The 19,147-nt window shown below is 70.9% G+C and carries 17 protein-coding genes and 1 pseudogene; 13 read left to right on the plus strand and 5 right to left on the minus strand.

Going from position 1 to position 19,147, the window contains the following annotated elements; genetic code table 11:
- Positions 1–23: 23 nt before the first annotated feature.
- Complete coding sequence (locus ACRRRO_RS04530) at positions 24–836, minus strand: hypothetical protein (RefSeq protein WP_424796527.1); 813 nt, start codon at positions 834–836, stop codon at positions 24–26.
- A 130-nt stretch (positions 837–966) separates the two neighbouring features.
- Here ACRRRO_RS04530 and ACRRRO_RS04535 point away from each other — a divergent pair, with 130 nt between their 5' ends.
- The 3 genes from ACRRRO_RS04535 to disA all read left to right on the plus strand — a co-directional run bounded on the left by ACRRRO_RS04535 (position 967) and on the right by disA (position 5,744).
- Positions 967–2,991 carry a M3 family metallopeptidase gene (locus ACRRRO_RS04535; RefSeq protein ID WP_424796528.1) on the plus strand — a complete coding sequence of 675 codons (2,025 nt, stop codon included), beginning with the start codon at positions 967–969 and terminating at the stop codon, positions 2,989–2,991.
- A 134-nt stretch (positions 2,992–3,125) separates the two neighbouring features.
- Positions 3,126–4,514, plus strand: a complete 1,389-nt coding sequence (radA, locus tag ACRRRO_RS04540; RefSeq protein ID WP_424796529.1) for a DNA repair protein RadA — start codon at positions 3,126–3,128, stop codon at positions 4,512–4,514.
- A gap of 177 nt (positions 4,515–4,691) precedes the next feature.
- Positions 4,692–5,744 carry a DNA integrity scanning diadenylate cyclase DisA gene (gene disA, locus ACRRRO_RS04545; protein ID WP_424786653.1) on the plus strand — a complete coding sequence of 351 codons (1,053 nt, stop codon included), beginning with the start codon at positions 4,692–4,694 and terminating at the stop codon, positions 5,742–5,744.
- A 38-nt stretch (positions 5,745–5,782) separates the two neighbouring features.
- Here the strand turns inward: disA and ACRRRO_RS04550 are convergent, their stop codons facing one another.
- Positions 5,783–6,136, minus strand: coding sequence for a hypothetical protein (locus ACRRRO_RS04550; protein WP_434081131.1), 354 nt, complete (start codon positions 6,134–6,136; stop codon positions 5,783–5,785).
- Positions 6,137–7,127: 991 nt separating this feature from the next.
- Between ACRRRO_RS04550 and ACRRRO_RS04555 the strand changes: the two genes are divergently transcribed.
- Both ACRRRO_RS04555 and ACRRRO_RS04560 read left to right on the plus strand, forming a co-directional pair.
- Entirely contained in the window at positions 7,128–8,144 is a 1,017-nt protein-coding gene (locus ACRRRO_RS04555; protein ID WP_424796532.1) for an A/G-specific adenine glycosylase, read from the plus strand.
- Positions 8,145–8,155: 11 nt separating this feature from the next.
- Positions 8,156–8,716 carry a hypothetical protein gene (locus ACRRRO_RS04560; RefSeq protein WP_424796533.1) on the plus strand — a complete coding sequence of 187 codons (561 nt, stop codon included), beginning with the start codon at positions 8,156–8,158 and terminating at the stop codon, positions 8,714–8,716.
- A gap of 158 nt (positions 8,717–8,874) precedes the next feature.
- On the opposite strand, the gene ACRRRO_RS04565 is transcribed toward ACRRRO_RS04560, so the two are convergent.
- Both ACRRRO_RS04565 and ACRRRO_RS04570 read right to left on the minus strand, forming a co-directional pair.
- Complete coding sequence (locus tag ACRRRO_RS04565; RefSeq protein ID WP_424796657.1) at positions 8,875–9,369, minus strand: amino-acid N-acetyltransferase; 495 nt, start codon at positions 9,367–9,369, stop codon at positions 8,875–8,877.
- Positions 9,370–9,377: 8 nt separating this feature from the next.
- Positions 9,378–9,584: a hypothetical protein gene (locus ACRRRO_RS04570; RefSeq protein ID WP_434081132.1), complete on the minus strand. Its 207-nt coding sequence runs from the start codon at positions 9,582–9,584 to the stop codon at positions 9,378–9,380.
- Here ACRRRO_RS04570 and glpK point away from each other — a divergent pair.
- Both glpK and ACRRRO_RS04580 read left to right on the plus strand, forming a co-directional pair.
- Complete coding sequence (gene glpK / locus ACRRRO_RS04575; protein ID WP_434081550.1) at positions 9,504–11,000, plus strand: glycerol kinase GlpK; 1,497 nt, start codon at positions 9,504–9,506, stop codon at positions 10,998–11,000. The two genes, ACRRRO_RS04570 and glpK, sit on opposite strands and share 81 nt — an antisense overlap.
- Entirely contained in the window at positions 10,997–11,539 is a 543-nt protein-coding gene (locus tag ACRRRO_RS04580) for a methyltransferase family protein (RefSeq protein WP_424796535.1), read from the plus strand. The genes glpK and ACRRRO_RS04580 overlap by 4 nt, the downstream gene beginning before the upstream one ends.
- A gap of 23 nt (positions 11,540–11,562) precedes the next feature.
- Here the strand turns inward: ACRRRO_RS04580 and ACRRRO_RS04585 are convergent, their stop codons facing one another.
- The gene (locus ACRRRO_RS04585; RefSeq protein WP_424796536.1) at positions 11,563–12,543 is read right to left on the minus strand and encodes a LacI family DNA-binding transcriptional regulator; all 981 of its coding nucleotides are present in this window, start codon (positions 12,541–12,543) and stop codon (positions 11,563–11,565) included.
- A 286-nt stretch (positions 12,544–12,829) separates the two neighbouring features.
- Here ACRRRO_RS04585 and ACRRRO_RS04590 point away from each other — a divergent pair, with 286 nt between their 5' ends.
- The 6 genes and pseudogenes from ACRRRO_RS04590 to ACRRRO_RS04615 all read left to right on the plus strand — a co-directional run bounded on the left by ACRRRO_RS04590 (position 12,830) and on the right by ACRRRO_RS04615 (position 19,112).
- Positions 12,830–13,960, plus strand: a complete 1,131-nt coding sequence (locus ACRRRO_RS04590) for a LacI family DNA-binding transcriptional regulator (RefSeq protein WP_424796537.1) — start codon at positions 12,830–12,832, stop codon at positions 13,958–13,960.
- A gap of 107 nt (positions 13,961–14,067) precedes the next feature.
- Positions 14,068–15,231 carry a Gfo/Idh/MocA family protein gene (locus ACRRRO_RS04595; protein ID WP_424796538.1) on the plus strand — a complete coding sequence of 388 codons (1,164 nt, stop codon included), beginning with the start codon at positions 14,068–14,070 and terminating at the stop codon, positions 15,229–15,231.
- 82 nt (positions 15,232–15,313) lie between these two features.
- Positions 15,314–16,184, plus strand: a pseudogene (locus tag ACRRRO_RS04600) (sugar phosphate isomerase/epimerase family protein).
- Between the two features lie 176 nt (positions 16,185–16,360).
- Positions 16,361–17,641 (plus strand): PQQ-binding-like beta-propeller repeat protein, encoded by a 1,281-nt coding sequence (locus ACRRRO_RS04605; RefSeq protein ID WP_424796540.1) that lies wholly within the window; start codon positions 16,361–16,363, stop codon positions 17,639–17,641.
- Entirely contained in the window at positions 17,641–18,567 is a 927-nt protein-coding gene (locus ACRRRO_RS04610) for a hypothetical protein (protein ID WP_434081133.1), read from the plus strand. Before ACRRRO_RS04605 ends, ACRRRO_RS04610 begins: the two co-directional genes overlap by 1 nt.
- Complete coding sequence (locus ACRRRO_RS04615; RefSeq protein ID WP_434081134.1) at positions 18,552–19,112, plus strand: hypothetical protein; 561 nt, start codon at positions 18,552–18,554, stop codon at positions 19,110–19,112. Before ACRRRO_RS04610 ends, ACRRRO_RS04615 begins: the two co-directional genes overlap by 16 nt.
- Positions 19,113–19,147: the final 35 nt, after the last annotated feature.

Genomic DNA, 19,147 nt, shown 5'->3' on the forward strand with positions numbered 1-19,147 from the left:
ACCGCCCGGATCGCCGGAGGTGATCAGAAGGGATAGTTGTCGTAGAACCGGGCCAGCCGTCCCGCGTCACCCGTGGCCACGAACACCACCGTGCCGTTCCTCCACACTGCCATTCCCGGCCCCAGCGGTTCCGGCGTGGCGAGCGGTTCGGAGTCGTCCTCGGCCGGCGTGGACGGCTCGGCGGGCTGCTGCTCCCCGGCGAGCACCCCGATCTCGTAGCGGCCCACCGACTCCCCCTGCACCGCCACGTCCCCGCTGCGCCGGCCCTCGCCGTCGGACAGTCCCTCCGGTCCGGAGGCCACGTCCTCAGCGTGGGCGGCGGCCTCATCGGCGCTCTCCCACTGCAGCACGTGCACCTCGATGTCCGAGCCGGGCGCACTGTAGGTGAGGAACCAGCCCTCCAGAGCCTCGTGCTCGGCAAAGGCATCCTGATCGGCCGCCAGTTCGGTGAGGACGTGGTCCAGCACCGTGGTGGGCAACGCCTGCACCAGCTGGCTGTCCTCGCTGACCTCCATCGGGTCCCCGGCCGGGGTCGGCGTCGGCAGGGTGGTGGTGACCGGGTCCGGAACCTCCGGCTCGGCCTGACTCTGGCGCTGGTTCTGGATCAGCAGCACGGTCACGATCGCCGCCACCACGACCAGGGCCACGATCACGACGATCAACAGCACCCGGCCCCGGCCCGGCTTCTGCACCCGGCGGCCGGCCGTGGTGCCGCCAGTCCCCGCTCCGGCGGTGCCGGAGTGCGCAGCCGTCCGGCCGCTGGTCCCGGCACCGGAGTGCGCAGCCTCACCTGCGCCGCCTGCGGGTTCGGGAGAATCAACGTGTCGGCCGGACATGACAGCCAGAGTACGCACCCGCACGGCGCAGGTGCGTCCCAACAGCGCACCCGCGCCGTTGCCGCGCCGCCGCTGCCGGATCCGCGCAGCACCATCGGGGCATCCTCCCGGGCAGCTACGCTCGGTCGGTGTGACGACGTCGAACTCCCTGACCCTGCCCACCGATGCCGGCGCGCCCTCCTGGCTGCAGGACCGCGCCACGCACGACCTGGCCCGTGCGCGAGGCCTGGTCGGTGACCTCAAGGCCGCCACCGGCCTCGATGCCACCGAGGTGATGCGCAGGTGGAACGAGGTCGAACGGACCATCTCCACGCTGGCCTCGATCGCCTCGGTGTTCAGTGAGATGCACACCTCCGAGCAGGCCCGCACCAAAGGGGACGACACCCTGCAGGACGTGGAGCGCCTCACTACCGAACTGGAACTGGACACCGACCTGTTCGCCGTCTTCGAGCGCCTCGACCCCTCCGGCCTGGACCGGTTGGCTGCGCGGCTGCACGCCAAGGTGCTGCAGGACTTCCGCCGGGCTGGCGTGGACCGGGACGAAGCCACCCGGCAGCGCCTGCGTGAGATCTCCGAGCGCCTGGTGGTGATCAGCCAGGACTTCAGCAGGAACATCCGCCAGGACGTGCGCTCCATCCGGCTCAGCCCCGACCGCCTGGCCGGCCTGCCACAGGACTGGATCGATACCCACCCCGCCGGTACGGACGGGCTGGTGCAGGTCACCACCGACTACCCCGACGTCATCCCGTTCGCCACCTTCGCCCACGACGCCGGCGCCCGCCGGGAACTGCGGATCGAGTTCCTGAACCGGGGCTGGCCGGCGGGCGATGAACTGCTGCAGGAACTGTTCGCCCTGCGCGCCGAGTACGCCCGCCTGGTGGGCTACGCCAACTGGGCCGACTACGACGCCGAGGTGAAGATGATCGGCTCCGGCACGGCGATCAAGGAGTTCATCGACTCCATCGCGGCTGCGGCCACCGAGTCCGGCGAACGGGACCGAGAGGTGCTGCTGGACCGGCTGCGCCAGGACCGGCCGGAGGCCACCACGATCGATGCGGCTGACCTGACCTACTACACCGAACTGGTCCGCAAGGAACGCTTCGGGGTGGACTCGGGGCAGGTGCGCACGTACTTCGACTTCACGCGCGTACGCCAGGGGCTGCTGGAGGTCACCGGCCGGTTGTTCGGTCTCGTCTACCGGCCGGTCCAGGTGCCGGTCTGGCACGAGGACGTGGCGGTGTACGACGTGTACCCGCGGCAGGACGCTGCGGACCCTGCCGACGGGAGTCCCGACGACGGCGGCACCGGACGTGCCGACGACGCCGCCTCGGCGGGCGGGCAGCAAGGCCGTCCGGGCGAAGAGACACCCGGGCAGTCGTTGGGCCGGATCTACCTGGACCTGCACCCCCGGGAGGGCAAGTTCAAGCACGCCGCCCAGTTCGACCTCGTGCCGGGCGTGGCCGGGGTGCAGTTGCCCGAGGGGGTGCTCGCCTGCAACTTCTCCCGCGGTTTGATGGAGCACGACGACGTGGTGACCCTCTTCCACGAGTTCGGCCACCTGCTGCACCACGTGCTCGCCGGGCGCGGTGAGTGGCTGCGATTCTCCGGGGTGGCCACCGAGTGGGACTTCGTGGAGGCCCCCAGTCAGATGCTCGAGGAATGGGCCTGGGATGCCGAGGTGCTCGCCACCTTCGCGGTGAACGCCGAGGGTGATCCCATCCCGGCGGACCTGGTGGCCAGGATGCGCCGGGCCGATGACTTCGGCAAGGGCTTCGACGCGCGCACTCAGATGTTCTACGCGGCGATGTCCTACGACTTCCACGTCAATCAGGTGGCGGACCTGACCGCCCGGACCGCGCAGTTGCAGGAGCAGTACTCGTTGTTCCCCTACATCCCCGGGACCCACCTGGCCGCGGCGTTCGGGCACCTGGACGGGTACTCCTCCGGTTACTACACCTACATGTGGTCGCTCGTGATCGCCAAGGACCTGTTCTCGGCGTTCGAGCGGGAGGACATGTTCGCCCCTGAGATCGCCCATCGGTACCGGGAGACGGTGCTGGTGCCCGGCGGCAGCAGGGACGCGGCGGATCTGGTGGCCGACTTCCTCGGCCGGCCCTACTCCTTCGACGCCTTCGCCGCCTGGCTGGCGCAGTAGCACCACCGTCGGGCCGTGCTCCTGGGGCCGGGGTCGCGCACCCGGCGATACGCCGGCTGCGCCGACGCCATCGGCGGGCCCACAGGCTCGGCGCGCGAGCCCGGGTGTCGGAGCCGATGGGTAGAGTTCCGGGCATGCCCCCTGCGACAAGATCCGCCTTCCGTTGCAGCGAATGCGGTTGGACGACCAGCAAGTGGGTCGGGAGATGCGGGGAGTGCCAAGCCTGGGGCACCGTGATCGAGGCCGGGGCCGAACAGGGCGGCCCCCGTACCAAAGCCGCCGCCAGCGTGCGCACCCCAGCGCTGCCGATCGAGCAGGTGGACTCCCAACGTGCCCGGTTCCGCTCCACCGGCGTCAGTGAGTTCGACCGGGTGCTCGGCGGTGGACTGGTTCCCGGAGCGGTGGTGCTGCTGGCCGGGGAGCCCGGTGTGGGCAAGTCCACCCTGGTCCTCGATACCGCCGCCCGAACCGCCCGTGCGGGCGCCACGGTGCTGTACATCACCGGGGAGGAGTCAGCCAGCCAGGTGCGGCTGCGCGCCGAACGCATCGGCGCCCTGGAACCGTCACTGCTGCTGGCCGCCGAGACCGACCTCGGTTCGGTGCTGGCCCACATCGGCAAGACCACCCCCGACCTGGTGATCGTGGACTCGGTCCAGACGATCTCCTCGGACCAGGTGGAGTCCAGCGCCGGCTCGGTGACCCAGGTTCGCGAGGTGGCCTCCGCCCTGATCGCTGTGGCCAAACGTGCCGCGGTGCCGGTGGTCCTCGTCGGGCACGTGACCAAGGACGGCTCGATCGCCGGACCGCGCGTGCTGGAGCACCTGGTGGACGTGGTCTGCCAGTTCGAGGGAGACAAGCACGCCCAACTGCGGATGGTGCGGGCGCTGAAGAATCGGTACGGGCCCACCGATGAGGTCGGGTGCTTCACCCTGACCGAGTCCGGCATCCACTCCTTGCCCGATCCCAGCGGGTTGTTCCTGTCCGGGGCCCGCCAACCGGTGCCGGGTACGTGCGTGACCGTGACCCTGGACGGGCGGCGCCCGATGCCGATCGAGATCCAGGCCCTGGTCGCCCCCACACCCAACCCGCACGCCCGGCGGACCACCTCCGGCGTGGACTCCTCCCGGCTCGCGATGACCCTGGCGGTGCTGCAGGCACGGTGCGGGCTGGCCACCACCAACACCGATGTGTACGTGTCCACCGTGGGGGGCTCCCGCGCGGTGGAGCCGGCCGCGGACCTGGCCATCGCGCTGGCGGTCTCCAGCGCCGTGCAGGAGATGCCCACCACCGCCGGCATGATCGCGGTGGGCGAGGTGGGCCTGGCCGGTGAACTGCGTGCGGCGACCGGCACCGAGCGGCGCCTGGGCGAGGCGCACCGACTCGGCTTCCACACCGCGATCGTGCCCCGCCCCCGTCCGGGGTCCGAACCGGTGCGAGGGCCGGCCGGGATGCAGGTGTTGCAGGCACCCGACCTCGCCGAGGCGATCGAGCTGGCCCGCCCGCGTCCGCGCCCGGTGCGCTGAACGCCCTGTCCACGCCCTGAGCACCGGCACCACCGGCGCCATCGCGACCGTGGTCAGCCTCTACACTGTGCAGCACCGCGCCAGCCGCGGTACGGCGGTGCGACAACGTGGCGTCGCCGTCGATATCAGCCGATCTGCGAGAGGTGCTACGTGGCCGGTACGGCACTGCCCGCGCTGATGCGCGAGACCTTGCGCGCGGTCGCCCCGGGCACCGAACTACGGGACGGGTTGGAGCGGGTGCTGCGCGGACGCACCGGAGCCCTGATCGTCTTCGGCTACGACGACGTGGTCGCCGGGATGTGTTCGGGTGGGTTCGAACTCGATGTGCCCTTCTCCTCCACCCGGTTACGCGAACTGGCCAAGATGGACGGCGCGATCGTGGTGGACCAGTACGCCGGACGGATCCTGCGCGCGGCCGTGCAGTTGCTGCCCGACTCCACCATCGAGACCACCGAGTCCGGAACCCGGCACCGCACCGCCGAACGCGCGGCCAAGCAGACCGGGTTCCCGGTGATCTCGGTGTCGCAGTCGATGCACATCGTGGCCGTGTACGTGGGCGATCAACGCTACGTCCTGGAGGACTCCGACGTCATCCTGTCCCGGGCGAACCAGGCCCTGGCCACGCTCGAGCGGTACAAGGCCCGGCTCGATGAGGTCTCCGGGACTCTCTCGGCCCTGGAGATCGAGGACCTGGTCACCGTCCGCGACGTGGCGGCGGTGGTGCAACGGCTGGAGATGGTCCGCCGGATCTCGGCGGAGATCTCCGACTACGTGGTGGAACTCGGCACCAACGGGCGCCTGCTGGCACTGCAGTTCGACGAACTGATCTCCGGCGTGGGTCCGGACCTGGAACTTGTGGTGCGCGATTACCTGGACGACCGCAGCGCCCGCAGTCTCGACGATGTGCTGGATGACCTGACCGACCTGGACTCCACCGAGCTGATCGACCTGGTCCAGATCTCGCGGGTGCTCGGCCTGGGCGGGCGCAAGGGCGAGTCGCTGGATTCGGCGATCGCCCCGCGCGGGCACCGGATGCTGACCCGGGTGCCGCGGCTGCCCCCCTCGGTGATCGAGGCCCTGGTTCGCCACTTCGGATCGCTGCAGCGGATGCTCTCGGCCACGATCGATGACCTCGAGGTGGTCGAAGGTGTGGGGTCACAACGGGCCCGGACCGTTCGTGAGGGGTTGTCCCGGCAGGCCGAGTCCTCCCTGCTGGAGCGATTCGTCTGACCCGGGCTCATCCGGCCCGGGTCAGACGGATCGGCCGGTCAGGTCAGTTCCAGGACCGCCCCGGTCCGCGCGGGGCCATCGCTGCCGGACACCGACACAGTGATCCGGTAGGTGCCTGCCTGCGCCGCGGCATCGGAGCCGCACCGCTGCCCGTTCCAGGTCACCGTGTGCCCCACACGGGCATCGATGTCCAACAGCAGGTCCCGGGTGCCCTCCCCGCGGGGACACTCGTCGGTGGTCCAGATCTCGTCATCACCTGAGGTGACGTCGATCTGCATCGCGTGGTGACCCAGATCCACCAGGCACGGCACCGGACCGGTGTTGGCCACCGACACCGAGATCGGTAACGCATCCCCGGCCGGGTGGCGCGACCCACCCACGTCCAGTTCCACGCTGATGGCATCGCTGCGGCACTGGACCGGGTTGGCCAGGGCGTCCTCGTCCGGCTCCTCGGTGTCGCTGCTGGCTGGGGGGCCGGTCCGCTACCGGCTTCGGTGTCGCCGTCGTCGCCGGTATCACCGGCTTCGTCCTCGCGCTCGCCCGTGCCGCCGTCGGCCACGGGCTGCTCCTGGGCGGCTTCGCTCCGGCCGTCCATGAAGGAGGCCCACGCCTCGCGACCCACCGTGAACCACACCACGGCGGCCACGATCAACCCGAGCACGGCAAGTAACACATAGAACCGCCAACGATTCGGGTTGCGCCGGCGATCGCCCGTCCGTCCCGGTCCACGGCGTTGACTCTCGACCGGTGCGTGACGACGTCGGACGCCGCGAGCCGGGGCCGGGGCGCTGACGTTTCGTCGCGCTGCCGGTCCCGGATGCGGGTCGTGTGCTGCGGGCCATCGGCGATCATGCTAAGCCGGGCCGTCACCACCCGGGCGGAGCCGCAGCGGCGTGGGCTCAGACCAGGATCGCCCAGAGGATGAGCAGCACCACGATCACCACGATCACGCCGACCACCCCGCCGAGAATGCTGCCACCGCGGCGGCGGCGGTACCCGTGCTGATGTCCGTAACCGCGGTTGCGGTGCGAACGGCCGTAGGAGCGCCTGCCTCGGGGCGTGGACCGTCCGAAGGACGCACTGCTGGAACTGCGCCTGGCGGCACTGCGGCCGCGCGAGCCGGCGCCGCCCAGGCCCCCGCCGCTACTTCTGCGGGCGCCGAAGGTACCCGATGAACTCGACCGCGGCGAGGTACGCGATCGACCCGAACTGGACGACCTCGACCGACCCCTGCTGGGGGGCGGAGGCCCCCGAACGCGACCTGGTCGATCGGGACCGGCTCGACGAGGCTCGCCCGCTGGTACGGCGTCCTCCCATACCGCGACCTCTGGATCTGGCCATGCGAGCATCGTGACACAACCGCGGCGATGGGACGATGGGCAGATGGGCCCCTCACCGTTGCATCAGGTGCTGCTCGACTGGTTCAGCGAGCACGGCCGCGACCTGCCCTGGCGCGGGCCGGACGTCAGCGCGTGGGGCGTGCTGGTCAGCGAGATCATGCTGCAACAGACCCCGGTGGCCCGGGTCCTGCCGCGCTGGGTGGAGTGGATGGACCGTTGGCCCGCCCCGGCCGACCTGGCCGCCGCACCGAGCGCGGCGGTCCTGCGCGCCTGGGACCGATTGGGTTATCCGCGCCGGGCGCTGCGACTGCAGCGGGCGGCCGGGGCCATCGTCGAAGAGCACGACGGCGTGGTCCCCGCCTCCGAAGCGGAACTGCGATCGTTGCCGGGCGTGGGTGAGTACACCGCGGCGGCCGTGGCCGCCTTCGCGCACCGGCGCCGCGCGGTGGTGCTGGACACGAACGTGCGCAGGGTTCTGGAGCGCCTGGTCGGTGCGGGCGCGCTGCCGGCACCCGCCCTCACCAACGCCGAACGCCGGCGTGCGGCCGACCTGCTCCCGGCCGAGGCGGACAGGTCCGCCCGCTGGAACGCCGCACTGATGGAGTTGGGTGCGCTGGTGTGCACCGCCCGGGCCCCGCGCTGCGGGGACTGCCCGGTGCGGGACCGGTGCCTCTGGTTGGCAGCGGGTCGACCGCAGGACCGCCACGCCCACCGACGTCGCCGGCAGGCGTGGGCCGGCACCGACCGCCAGGTGCGGGGTCGGATCATGGCCGCCCTGCGGGCCAGTGAGGGGGTGGTACCGGTCCACGACCTGGTGCCCCTGTGGCCGGAAACCACCCAGTTCGAGCGGGCCCTGGCCGGGTTGGTCCGGGACGGACTCGCCGAGCAGGGCCCCGGTGGCTATCGCCTCCCCGGCGCATACGGGCCCGCAGTCAGCCGGGCGGCAACGCCGAACACCATCGAGTCATCGGATACGCGAACCTCGGTCATGGCGCCGGATGCCACCGCGGAACGGACCTCGGGGAACGGCCGTCCCGGATCCGGCGGACCGAACGGCTAGGCTCAGGAGCCGTGAACAGCCAGACCCCGGACCCACCCGGGCCGGAGGAGCCGATGCCCGCCGACGTTGTCATCGCCCGAGCGGTCAAGGCCCATACCCGGGCCCTGTTGGCGGTGCTGGCGGTTCCGCTGGTACTGGCCGGGCTGGGTGCGGCCGCACTGAGCATGGCCGGCCCGTACGGTCAGGACCCGCCGGCGGTGGCCGGGGTGAGCATGATCGCCCAGGGCCAGGTCCTGGGCGTGATCGCAGGGGTCCTGGTGGGCAGAGGGCTGTTCGCCCTGCTGTCCGGTGCTGGCACTCCCGGAAGTTCGGACTCGCGGCGAGCAGCGGGTTCGGGCCAACCTGTCAAGGTGCTCACCCGCACCATCCAGAACCTGGCCACGATGATCAAGGTGATCGGTGCCGCGGCGGTGCTGGGCGTCGTGGTGTGGGCCCTCATCGACGTCTCCGCCCTGGCCGGGGCGATCGTGGGCGCGATCCTGGTGGCCCAGGTGGGGGTGGTGGTGGCACTGGTGCGCGTGGGTATCCTGCACCGGGCGCTCAGCACGTTGCCCCAGCACCGCAGCACCTGAGGCACCGGCCGCTACGGGTGCAGCGTCGTCGTCGGACCTCGCTCCGTCGTCGGGCCCCGCTGGCGCGGTCTCGCTGAGCGTCGGCGTCCGGCTCCACGATGTCGCCGGCGGCACGCTCCGGCGGCAGCCGCACGCTTCGGTCACCGACCGATCCGGGGTCACAGGTTGCGCAACATCCTGGTGTTGCCCAGGGTGTTCGGTTTCACCCGGGCCAGGTCCAGGAACTCAGCGACTCCGTCATCGCGAGAGCGCAGGATCTCGGTGAACACCTCCGGCTCCACCACCGCCCCGGCCACCGGCTCGAACCCGTGCTCGCGGAAGAAGTCCACTTCGAAGGTCAGGCAGAAGACCCGCGTCAGGCCCAGTTCACGGGCCCGCTCCAGCAACCGCTCCAGCAGGGTGTGCCCGATGCCGGTCTTGAGCAGTTGCTCATCGACCGCCAGAGTGCGCACCTCCCCGAGGTCCTCCCACATCACGTGCAGCGCTCCGCAACCCACCAGCGCATCGTCGGTCTCCGCGACGAAGAACTCCTGCACGGACTCGTAGTAGTCCACCAGGTCCTTGGCCAACAGGATGCGTTGCTGGGCGTAGGGCTCCACGAGTCGCTTGATGGCCCGGACGTCGGCCGGTAGCGCGGGACGGATCTGGATCATGGAGTCGCTCACGCCCCTACTCTGCCCGTTCCGTAGCGTCCGGCGCGACCGGTGGTGCTGTTCGCGGCGGTCCGGGCCTCGGTACTGTGGGCTTCTCGAGCGAAAGGTAGGTTCATGGCGAGCACGTCCTCGCAATCGATCAGGGCACCACCAGCACCCGCGCGATCGTCTTCGACCACAGCGGCCGGATCGTGGCCGGCGGCCAACTCGAACACCAGCAGATCCTGCCTCGCGCCGGCTGGGTGGAGCACGACCCGAACGAGATCCTGCACAACACCGGCGAGGTCATCGCGCAGGCCCTGGCCAAGGCCGACCTGCGCGCGAACGACCTCGCCGCGGTGGGCATCACCAACCAGCGCGAGACCGTGGTGGTCTGGGACAAGCACACCGGCGAACCCGTGCACAACGCCATCGTCTGGCAGGACACGCGTACCCAGCGGATCGTGGACGAGCTCGGCGGAGCCCAGGGGCCGGGCCGGTACCGGGAGACCACCGGTCTGCCGTTGGCGACGTACTTCTCCGGGCCGAAGGTGAAGTGGATCCTGGACAACGTCGACGGCACCCGCGCCCGGGCGGAGGCCGGTGATCTCCTCTTCGGCAACACCGACTCCTGGCTGCTCTGGAACATGACCGGTGGCGCCTCCGGTGGGCTGCACGTCACCGACGTCACCAACGCCTCACGCACGCTGCTGATGGACCTGCACACCCTGGAGTGGGACGGTGACGTCGCAGCGGAGATGGGCATCCCGACCTCGATGCTGCCCCGGATCCGGTCCTCCGCCGAGGTCTACGGCACCGGTCATGACGACTCCGGGGTGCCAGGGGTCCCGATCGCCGGGATCCTCGGTGACCAGCAGGCGGCCACCTTCGGGCAGGCGTGCTTCGAGACCGGCGACGCCAAGAACACCTACGGCACCGGCAACTTCATGCTGTTGAACACCGGGGCAGAGGCCATCAGTTCCGAGAACGGCCTGCTCACCACGGTGGCCTACCGCATCGGTGACAACGCCCCGGTGTACGCACTGGAGGGTTCCATCGCGGTGACCGGATCTCTGGTGCAGTGGCTGCGCGACAACCTGGGGTTGATCGAGACCGCCGCAGAGGTGGAGGAGTTGGCCGCCACCGTCCCCGACAACGGCGGGGCCTACTTCGTTCCGGCCTTCTCCGGGCTGTTCGCCCCGTACTGGCGCCCCGACGCCCGCGGTGCCCTGGTGGGCCTGACCAGGTACGTGGGCAAGGGCCACCTGGCCCGGGCCACGCTGGAGTCCACCGCCTACCAGACCCGCGAGGTGCTGGAGGCGATGAACGCCGACTCCGGGGTGGAACTGACCGAGTTGCGGGTGGACGGCGGCATGGTCGGCAACGAGATGCTGATGCAGTTCCAGGCCGACATCCTGGGTGTGGACGTGGTGCGGCCCCAGGTTTCGGAGACCACCGCCCTGGGCGCGGCCTCCGCCGCCGGGATCGCGGTGGGCTTCTGGTCCGGTGAGCAGGACGTGATCGACAACTGGGCCGAGGGACGGCGCTGGAGCCCCACTCTGGACGCCGATGAGCGCGAGCGTCTGTACCGGAACTGGAAGAAGGCGGTCACTCGCACCTTCGACTGGGTGGATGAGGACACCCGGCGATGACTGAGCAACGGCAGGAGTCGCGGTGGCTGGACACCTCCGGTGCACACGTGCGGGTGCTGCCGCCAGCGCTGTTCGGGGTGCCGCTGGCTCTGGCCGCGCTGATGCACCGGCGCCGACCGCTGCCGGCTCGGCGCGGGGGCGTCGGTTCGCCCCGAGCGAGCCGTCGGGAGCGGTTCGCCGGCGCGCTACTGGCCGCAGCCGGCCTGGGTTTGATGCTGTCGGCTTTCTGGACGATGCGGCGCCATCACACCACCGTGGTGCCCTGGGCACGCGTCGATGAACTGGTCACCTCCGGGCCCTACGCGCACGTGCGCAACCCGATATACGCCGCTGACCTCCTCATCTACCTGGGCGTGAGCCTGCGGCTCGGATCGCTGTGGCCGCTGCTCGCGCTCCCCGCCGTGCTGGGAGCACTGCGGCGCTGGGTGATCGAGCCGGAGGAGACCTACCTGAGCCAGAGGTTCGGAAGGCGATACACCCGTTACCGCGACGCCGTGCCGGCTCTGGTGCCCGCGTGCGTGAGCCACGACAGCAGGTAGGTCGCGCGGCCGGCGCAGTCAGGTCAGACCGGCACCGGCCCCGTGGAAGCACGGAGCACTGCCGCCGAGCCGAGCACCGAGGTCCGGACCGGGGCGCCGGGATCGGCGATCCGGTCGAACAGCAGTTCTGCCGCAGTGGTCCCGATCCGGTCCAGGTCTGCGGTGACCGTGGTCAGGGCAGGGCGGGACATCCCGGCCTGTAAGGCGTCGTCGCACCCGGCCACGCTGAGCCGCTCGGGAACGGCGATTCCGGCGTCCTCCAGGCCGGTGAGCAGGCCCCAGGCGATCAGGTCGTCGTAGGCGATCACCGCCGTCACCTGCTGGGCCAGCACGTACTCGGTGGCGGCCCGTCCCGCCGCGAAGTTGGGGGCCATCGGTTCGCTCTCCTGTAGGCGCACACCCAGACGCTCGGCCGCCTGGCGCACCGCGGCCACCCGGCGCTCGCCCGCCCAGGACTGACGCGGGCCGTGTAGGTACAGCACGTCCCGGTGACCCAGCTCGGCCAGGTGGGTCAGGATCTGGTCGGTGCCCACCCCGGAGTCCACCGCGATCGCGTCCACGCCCTCCACCACCCGGCCGGCCAGCACCGTGGGCCGGATCTGGACGAACTCCAGGATCTCGTCGTCGGGCAGCCGGGAAGCCACCAGCACCACCCCGTCCACCAGTTGACTCATCCGACGCACCAGCTCCCGCTCGGCGTTGGCATCCTCGCGCGAGTCCGCCAGCAGCACGCCCAGCCCGCGCTCCTGGGCGTACTGCTCGATACCGGCCAGGATCGGGGTGAAGAAGCCGTTGGTGACATCGGGTAGCACCACACCGACGGTGTCGAGCCGGCCGGTGACCAGGCCCCGGGCCGCCTGCGAGGGCCGGTAGTCCAGCTCTGCAGCCGCAGTCAGGACCCGCTCGCGGGTTGCGGCGCTCACCCGGTCCTGGTTGTTCAGCGAGCGCGACACGGTCGCGATGGAGACCCCGGCCCGACGGGCCACCTCCCGGATCGTGACCACGTCCCCTCCAGTCCTGCGTCTACTCGCCACGCGCGCTCCCGGCACCCCCGATGGACACGAGTCTTCCGGCGGCCACCACCGAGACAGGTGGCAGTGGGCATGGGCCGGCATGTTGGCCCTACGGTAGCGCCCGGAGCCGGAGCAGGTGTCGGGTTTCCGGAGCCCGCTGCACCGGGGCGAGGGCGCCTGCGCCGATGCTCGGGCCGGGTCCGCCCGGGCGAAACTCGCAACTGCGAAATGGCGGCAAGTCTCCCACCCGGGCGTGCAAGCGCTTACCCTGTGCTCCATGGCCGGTTCCGTCACCCTTGCGGACGTCGCTCGCGCTGCCGACGTCTCCCTCGCCACTGCCTCCAGGGCGATCAATGGCAGCGCGACGCGCACGGTGCGTCCGGAACTGCGCGAGCGGGTGCTGGCCGCCGCCGCAGAACTGAACTATCTGCCCGATGCCAATGCCCAGGCGATGGCCCGGGGCCGCACCACCGCGCTCGGTCTGATCGTGCACGACATCGCCGACCCCTACTTCTCCGCGATCGCCTCCGGTGTCGGCGCCGCCGCCGAGCGGTCGGACCTGATGGTCACGCTCGGCAACACCCAGCACGACCCCGAACGCGAACTCGCCCTGGTCGGGGTGCTGCACCGCCAGCGCGCCCGGGCGATCGTGATTGCCGGTGGCCGCCACGATGATGATCTGATGCACGCGCGACTGGGGGCGGCGCTGGCCGCCTACCGGGCCGGCGGGGGCGCGGTGGCGATGGTCAGCCAACCGGTGCTCGAGGCGGACACCGTCGCGATCGACAACGTCAGCGGCGCCGCCGATCTGGCTGCCGCGCTGGTGGCGCGGGGGTACCACTCCTTCGCGGTGCTGGCCGGCCCGCCCGGGCATCTGACCGCCCGGGAACGACTTCGGGGTTTCACCTCCGGCCTGACAGGCAGGGATGACGACGCGACCGAGGCGGAAGCCGGGGCACCCCAGTATGTGGTCGCTTCGGCCTTCACCCGCGACGGTGGGTACGCGGCGATGACCGAACTCATCGAGCGGGTCGACCTGCGTGGCCCCGAGGTGGATGCGGTGTTCGCCGTCAACGACGTGATGGCGGTGGGGGCGATGGCCGCGGCCCGCGATGCCGGCTTGCGAGTGGGCGCCGATGTGGGTGTAGCGGGATTCGACGACATCGCCACGTTGCGCGACGTGACTCCCTCGTTGAGCACCGTGCGAGTGCCGTTGCACCAGGCCGGAGTGCTGGCCACCCAGCTCGCCCTGGGCCTCCCGTTGAGCGATGCCGGGCAGCACGCGGATGCCGACCGTGAGGGCGACCCCGAGGTGACCACGCAGACCGGCGAGGACGGAATCCGCCACGTGCGCGTGCGCGGCACCGTGGTGCTGCGGGACTCCACCCCGTCGCGCCTGAAGACCTGAGCACCCGCGCAGCCGGATCGGTGCCTTGACGGGGTTGACCCAGCCCGCGTACGCTCTGCGGAAAGCGCATTCCGCACATGGTACTGCGCATCGACCGGGAGGCATCAATGAGCACCACCACCCTGCGTATCGCCATGAACGGCATCACTGGACGGATGGGATACCGCCAGCACCTGCTGCGCTCGATCCTACCGATCCGGGACGCCGGCGGGGTGGTGCTGGACGATGGCACCAAGGTCCAGGTGGAACCGATCCTGGTGGGCCGGCGCGAGCACGCCCTGGCCGAGATCGCCCGCGAGCACGACGTGCAGCACTACACCACCGACGTCGACGCGGTGATCGCCGACCCCAGCATCGACATCTACTTCGACTCCCAGGTCACCTCCCGTCGCTACGCAGCGCTGACCGCGGCGATGAAGACCGGCAAGCACATCTTCACCGAGAAGCCCACCGCCGAGACCCTCGAAGAGGCGATCGAACTCGCCCGGGTGCGCAATGCCACCGGGGTGACCGCCGGCGTCGTCCATGACAAGTTGTACCTGCCCGGCCTGGTGAAACTGCGCCGACTGGTGCAGGAGGGGTTCTTCGGCCGGATCCTGTCCATGCGCGGTGAGTTCGGGTACTGGGTCTTCGAGGGTGACCACCAGACCGCCCAGCGACCCTCCTGGAACTACCGCACCGAGGACGGCGGCGGCATCACCACCGACATGTTCTGCCACTGGAACTACGTGCTCGAGGGCATCCTGGGCACCGTGGACGCCGTCACCGCCAAGACCGTCACCCACATCCCCACCCGCTGGGACGAGCAGGGGCAGGCCTATGACGCCACCGCCGACGACGCCGCCTACGGGTTCTTCGAGGTCACCTCCCCCGACGGTGACCCGATCCTGGCCCAGATCAACTCCTCCTGGGCGGTGCGGGTCTACCGGGACGAGTTGGTGGAGTTCCAGGTGGACGGCACCCACGGCTCGGCCGTGGCGGGACTGCGCAAGTGCGTGGCCCAGCAGCGCGCCCACACCCCCAAGCCCGTGTGGAACCCCGATCTGCCGGTCACCGAGTCCTTCCGGGACCAGTGGCTGGAGGTGCCCGACAACGCCGACCTCGACAACGGCTTCAAGGTGCAGTGGGAGGAGTTCCTGCGCGACGTCCTTGCCGGCCGTGAGCACCGCTACGACCTGCTCTCGGCCGCCCGCGGCGTCCAACTGGCCGAGGCCGGCCTGGCCTCCAGCGCACAGGGCAAGCGAGTGGAACTCTCCCCGATCGAACTCTGATCACCCCGCCGGCGGGCGGACCCCGCCGGCACGGCACCACACACGAGCCGAGCCCGCAGCGAGCGTGGCGATGGAGGAACACATGGCTGATCTGTCCCGGTTGTCCCTGAACACCGCCACCACCAAGGCGCTGACGTTGCCGGAGGCCGTGCAGGTGGCCACCGAGGCCGGCCTGGGCGCGGTCGGGCTGTGGCGGGACCGGGTCGCCGAGACCGGGCTTGACGAGTCGGCCCGGATCGTGAAGGAGGCCGGCCTCGAGTGTCATCACTGTGCCGGGGCGGGTTCCTCAGCACCGCCGAGCCCGAGGGAATCGCCGCAGCACTGCAGGACAACCGCGCCGCGATCGAGGAGGCCGCGACCCTGGGCACCCGGGAGTTGGTCATGGTGGTCGGCGGCCTGGACGCCGCCACCGAACCCGGCGGGCCGGCACGCCCGGACGGGGACAAGGACATCGTCGCCGCACGCACGCGGGTGGCTGAGCGGATCGCCGAACTGGCGCCCTTCGCCGCCGAGCATGACGTGCGCCTGGTGCTGGAACCCCTGCACCCGATCTTCGCTGCGGACCGGGCGGTGCTGACCACCCTGAAGCAGTGCCTGGACATGGCCGAGCCGTTCCCGGCCGAGACCGTCGGGGTGGTGGTGGACACCTACCACGTGTGGTGGGACCCGGACCTGCGCGAGCAGATCAACCGCGCCGGCGCCGCCGGCAGGATCGCCTCCTACCAGGTGTGCGACTGGATCCTGCCACTGGCCGCGACACGCTGCTGTCCCGCGGCTTCATGGGCGATGGGTACGTCGACTTCCCCACCATCACCTCATGGGTCTCCGAGGCCGGCTACACCGGGGATGTCGAAGTGGAGATCTTCAACGCCGACATCTGGGCCGCTCCGGGCGCGCGGACCGTGGCCACCATGGCCCGGCGCTACACCCAACTGGTGGCACCCCACCTGTAAGGGCCGACAACGGCGCAGCCCGCGCTCCGTAGGCGACCGGCCGGTGCCACCACCCCCGACGACGGCGCAGCCCGCCGTCCGTAGGCGACCGGCCGGTGCCACCACCCACCCGGATACGGCGCGGGCCCCATGGGCGGCCCGGCATGCGCCGTCGGACGATTTGACACAATCGCCCCATGACCCGCCCGGATGAGGAATTCGATGTCGAAGCTCCTCCTCCGGCCGCCACGTCACCGCCGCAGCCAGCCCGCCCGGCCCGTTCCGCCGTCGGCTTCTTCCTGCTCGGGCTCGTGCTCGTCGCCATCGGCGTCGTGCTCGCCCCCACCCCCGAACCGGGTGAGCGCGGCCTCGTCGCCTCTCTCGAATCCGAGCCGCAACTGCAGTGGCACCTGCCGATCCAGGCCGGAGGGTCCTCTGACGGGCACGTCTGGCTCGGTGAGAACCGGGTGGTCGCGGCCAGCCCCACCCTCGTCCGGGGTGTGGACCTGGACGCCGGCGACGTGGTCTGGGAGGTGCGGGCCCCACAGATGCAGTGCGGACGGGAGGAGGCCGACATCGCGTGCGTGAGCCGACAGGGGGCCCGATCGGAACTGATCGAGATGACGATGGCCTCCGGCGAGACCGGCCGCACCGTGCAACCCGGGCTCGAGGCCGCACTCCCCCACGACGGCGGACACATCACCGTGTACTCCGATGCCGAGGCGATCAGCGTGATGCGCTCGGGCGATTCCGGGGAACATCGTTGGACCCACCGTGTACCCGGCGCACCCGAAGCCGACCTCGGCGCGGTCTCCATGGCCGTGCTCGATGATCTGGTGCTGATCCAGGCCCCGCGCGTGGCCGATGGCGCCGGACTCGACCTGGCGCTGGACCTCGCGGACGGGACCCCTCACGAGGAGACTGAGGCCGTGCGTGTGAATCACGACGGCGAATGGTTGGTGCGCCGGGACAACGAGGTCACGCTCTACGACCGGTCCGGCCGCCCCACCACGGTCAGTGAGGAGTCGGGGTTGCTCCGTGTGGATGACGACCCCGGTTCGGACCTTGTCTTCTCTGACAGCACCGGCGACCTACGGGCGCTGTCGGCCGCCACCGGCGAGCAGACCTGGTCCTTCAGCACCGAACAGTCCGGGGCGATCGCCCACGCCCGCCTGGCCGGGACGATGGTGGGCTGGTCCGGCGGCTCCTGGTACGGCCTGGACGCCGAGGAGGGCACTCTGCGGTGGACCCGCCCCGGGGAGATGCCCCGGTGCCCGTGCCTGGGTGCCGACACCACGTTGGGCCACGTGACCGGCGAGGACGTCTCGGTCCTGACCGGGTTCGACACGCGCACCGGTGAGGTCACCTGGGAGATACCGCTCGCCGAATCCCGTCATTTCAGTTACGACGTCAACGAGTCGCACCTGGCGGTCTTCACCGCCTTCGACCTGTCGGTGTGGTCCCTGGGGAGTGCCTGATGCGCGCCCGAGCGGAGGAGTTCGACCTCGAGGTCGCCGCCTCGGCGCCGCTCGATCCGCGCCTGCCGGGAGGTGACACCCAGGGCGCTTCGAGAACCCGCCCCGGGCTGTCCGGTCCCCTGCCATGGGTGGCGGTCGCCGTCGTCCTGGTGCTGGCCGGTATCGCGCTCGCCGAACGTCCGCCTCCAGACTGGCGGACCGGGATCGTCGAGCACATCGCCACCCCGACGGAGCAGTGGTACACCCCGCTGCAGGTCGATATGAGCGACCCGCACGATGTGTGGCTGGGCCCGGAGACGGCGATTCTGGCCAATCGCTCCCGCGTGCACGGCTTCGCCGTGGCCGATGGGGCCGAGCTCTGGCAGGCCGAGGGCCGGCACCTGCGCTGCCACCAGGGCGAACCCGACGGCGACGTTTTGTGCGTCAGCGGTGAGGCCGCGCAGGCCGAGTTGATCCGGATCGATGCCCTGGCCGGGGAGATCATGCGCCAGGACCGGCCGGGCACTCTCGCCGCGCTGGACGTCGATGGCGACGTGCTCAGCCTGCGTCAGGAGGGTGAGCGCACGTTCCTGGAGCGGGAGGATTCCAGTGGTACCCGGCGTTGGTCGGTTGACCTCGGCTTCGTCGGCGCCTGGTACGTTCCCGCGCTGCTGACCCTGCTGGGCACCACCGGGGGCTACGTCATGGTCGGGATGGGGCTAGGGGGGCCCTCGGTTCCCTCGTTCGCCGTTCGCAACGCGGCCGACGGGCAGGTGGCCGAGGAGATCGGTGACCTCTGGGTCGGCCGCCCGCCCGCCGACGCCGCGAACCCGTGGTTGCTGGTGGCCGAGGACGGGAGCGAGTTCCGCGCTACCTCAATGCCGAGGGAGCACTCAGCGAGGCACGCAGCCAGTGGAGTCACTACCTGGTCGTGGACGAGGACCTGATGTCCGATGTCTCCCTGCACCTGGCGCACGGGGAACTACAGGCCCTCTCCCACCGCCGCCCCGACCACATCTACTGGAGCCGATCCACCTCCGGGATGACGGCGGTCCTGGCACGGGTGGGCGGCCTGGTCCTGGTGCAGGAGGGCACCACGACCGCCGCGCTCGATGAGCGCACCGGCGCACAGGTCTGGCGCGAACAGGTGCCGCTGGTGGCGTGGCGATCGCTCAGCGACGGCCGCACGCTGCTCTCCCTCGACTCCGCCTCCGGGCGGCAGGTCCTGAGCGGGGTTGATGTGCGAACCGGGGAATTGCTCTTCGAGGTCACCGGCGTTGAGGGCCCGGACGCACTGGTGCGTACCGAGCGGACCTACGAGGGCCGTCTCCTGGTGGTGACCACCGCCGGGCTGTCCATGTGGTCCCGGCCTGACCTCGCCCCCGGGCCAGCGCCCCCGCCAGTTCCCCGCCAGCGCCCCGGGGGCGTCGCCCGGCTGTGCCCCGGGGCGTTGCCCAGCGCTGAGACCGCAGCCTGCAGGCGGGTGGGGTGAGACCGGTCGGGTGCGGTGAGACCGCACCCCGCAAC

Source organism: Sanguibacter sp. Z1732, assembly GCF_051020515.1.
Taxonomy (GTDB): domain Bacteria; phylum Actinomycetota; class Actinomycetes; order Actinomycetales; family Beutenbergiaceae; genus CALKWS01.

Coding starts and splice junctions, on each gene's coding strand:
- ACRRRO_RS04530 (WP_424796527.1), bottom strand. CDS start 836: ATGTCCGGCCGACACGTTGATTCTCCCGAACCCGCAGGCGGCGCAGGT.
- radA (WP_424796529.1), top strand. CDS start 3,126: ATGCCCCCTGCGACAAGATCCGCCTTCCGTTGCAGCGAATGCGGTTGG.
- disA (WP_424786653.1), top strand. CDS start 4,692: ATGCGCGAGACCTTGCGCGCGGTCGCCCCGGGCACCGAACTACGGGAC.
- ACRRRO_RS04555 (WP_424796532.1), top strand. CDS start 7,128: ATGGGCCCCTCACCGTTGCATCAGGTGCTGCTCGACTGGTTCAGCGAG.
- ACRRRO_RS04565 (WP_424796657.1), bottom strand. CDS start 9,369: ATGATCCAGATCCGTCCCGCGCTACCGGCCGACGTCCGGGCCATCAAG.
- ACRRRO_RS04580 (WP_424796535.1), top strand. CDS start 10,997: ATGACTGAGCAACGGCAGGAGTCGCGGTGGCTGGACACCTCCGGTGCA.
- ACRRRO_RS04590 (WP_424796537.1), top strand. CDS start 12,830: ATGGCCGGTTCCGTCACCCTTGCGGACGTCGCTCGCGCTGCCGACGTC.
- ACRRRO_RS04595 (WP_424796538.1), top strand. CDS start 14,068: ATGAGCACCACCACCCTGCGTATCGCCATGAACGGCATCACTGGACGG.
- ACRRRO_RS04605 (WP_424796540.1), top strand. CDS start 16,361: ATGACCCGCCCGGATGAGGAATTCGATGTCGAAGCTCCTCCTCCGGCC.
- ACRRRO_RS04610 (WP_434081133.1), top strand. CDS start 17,641: ATGCGCGCCCGAGCGGAGGAGTTCGACCTCGAGGTCGCCGCCTCGGCG.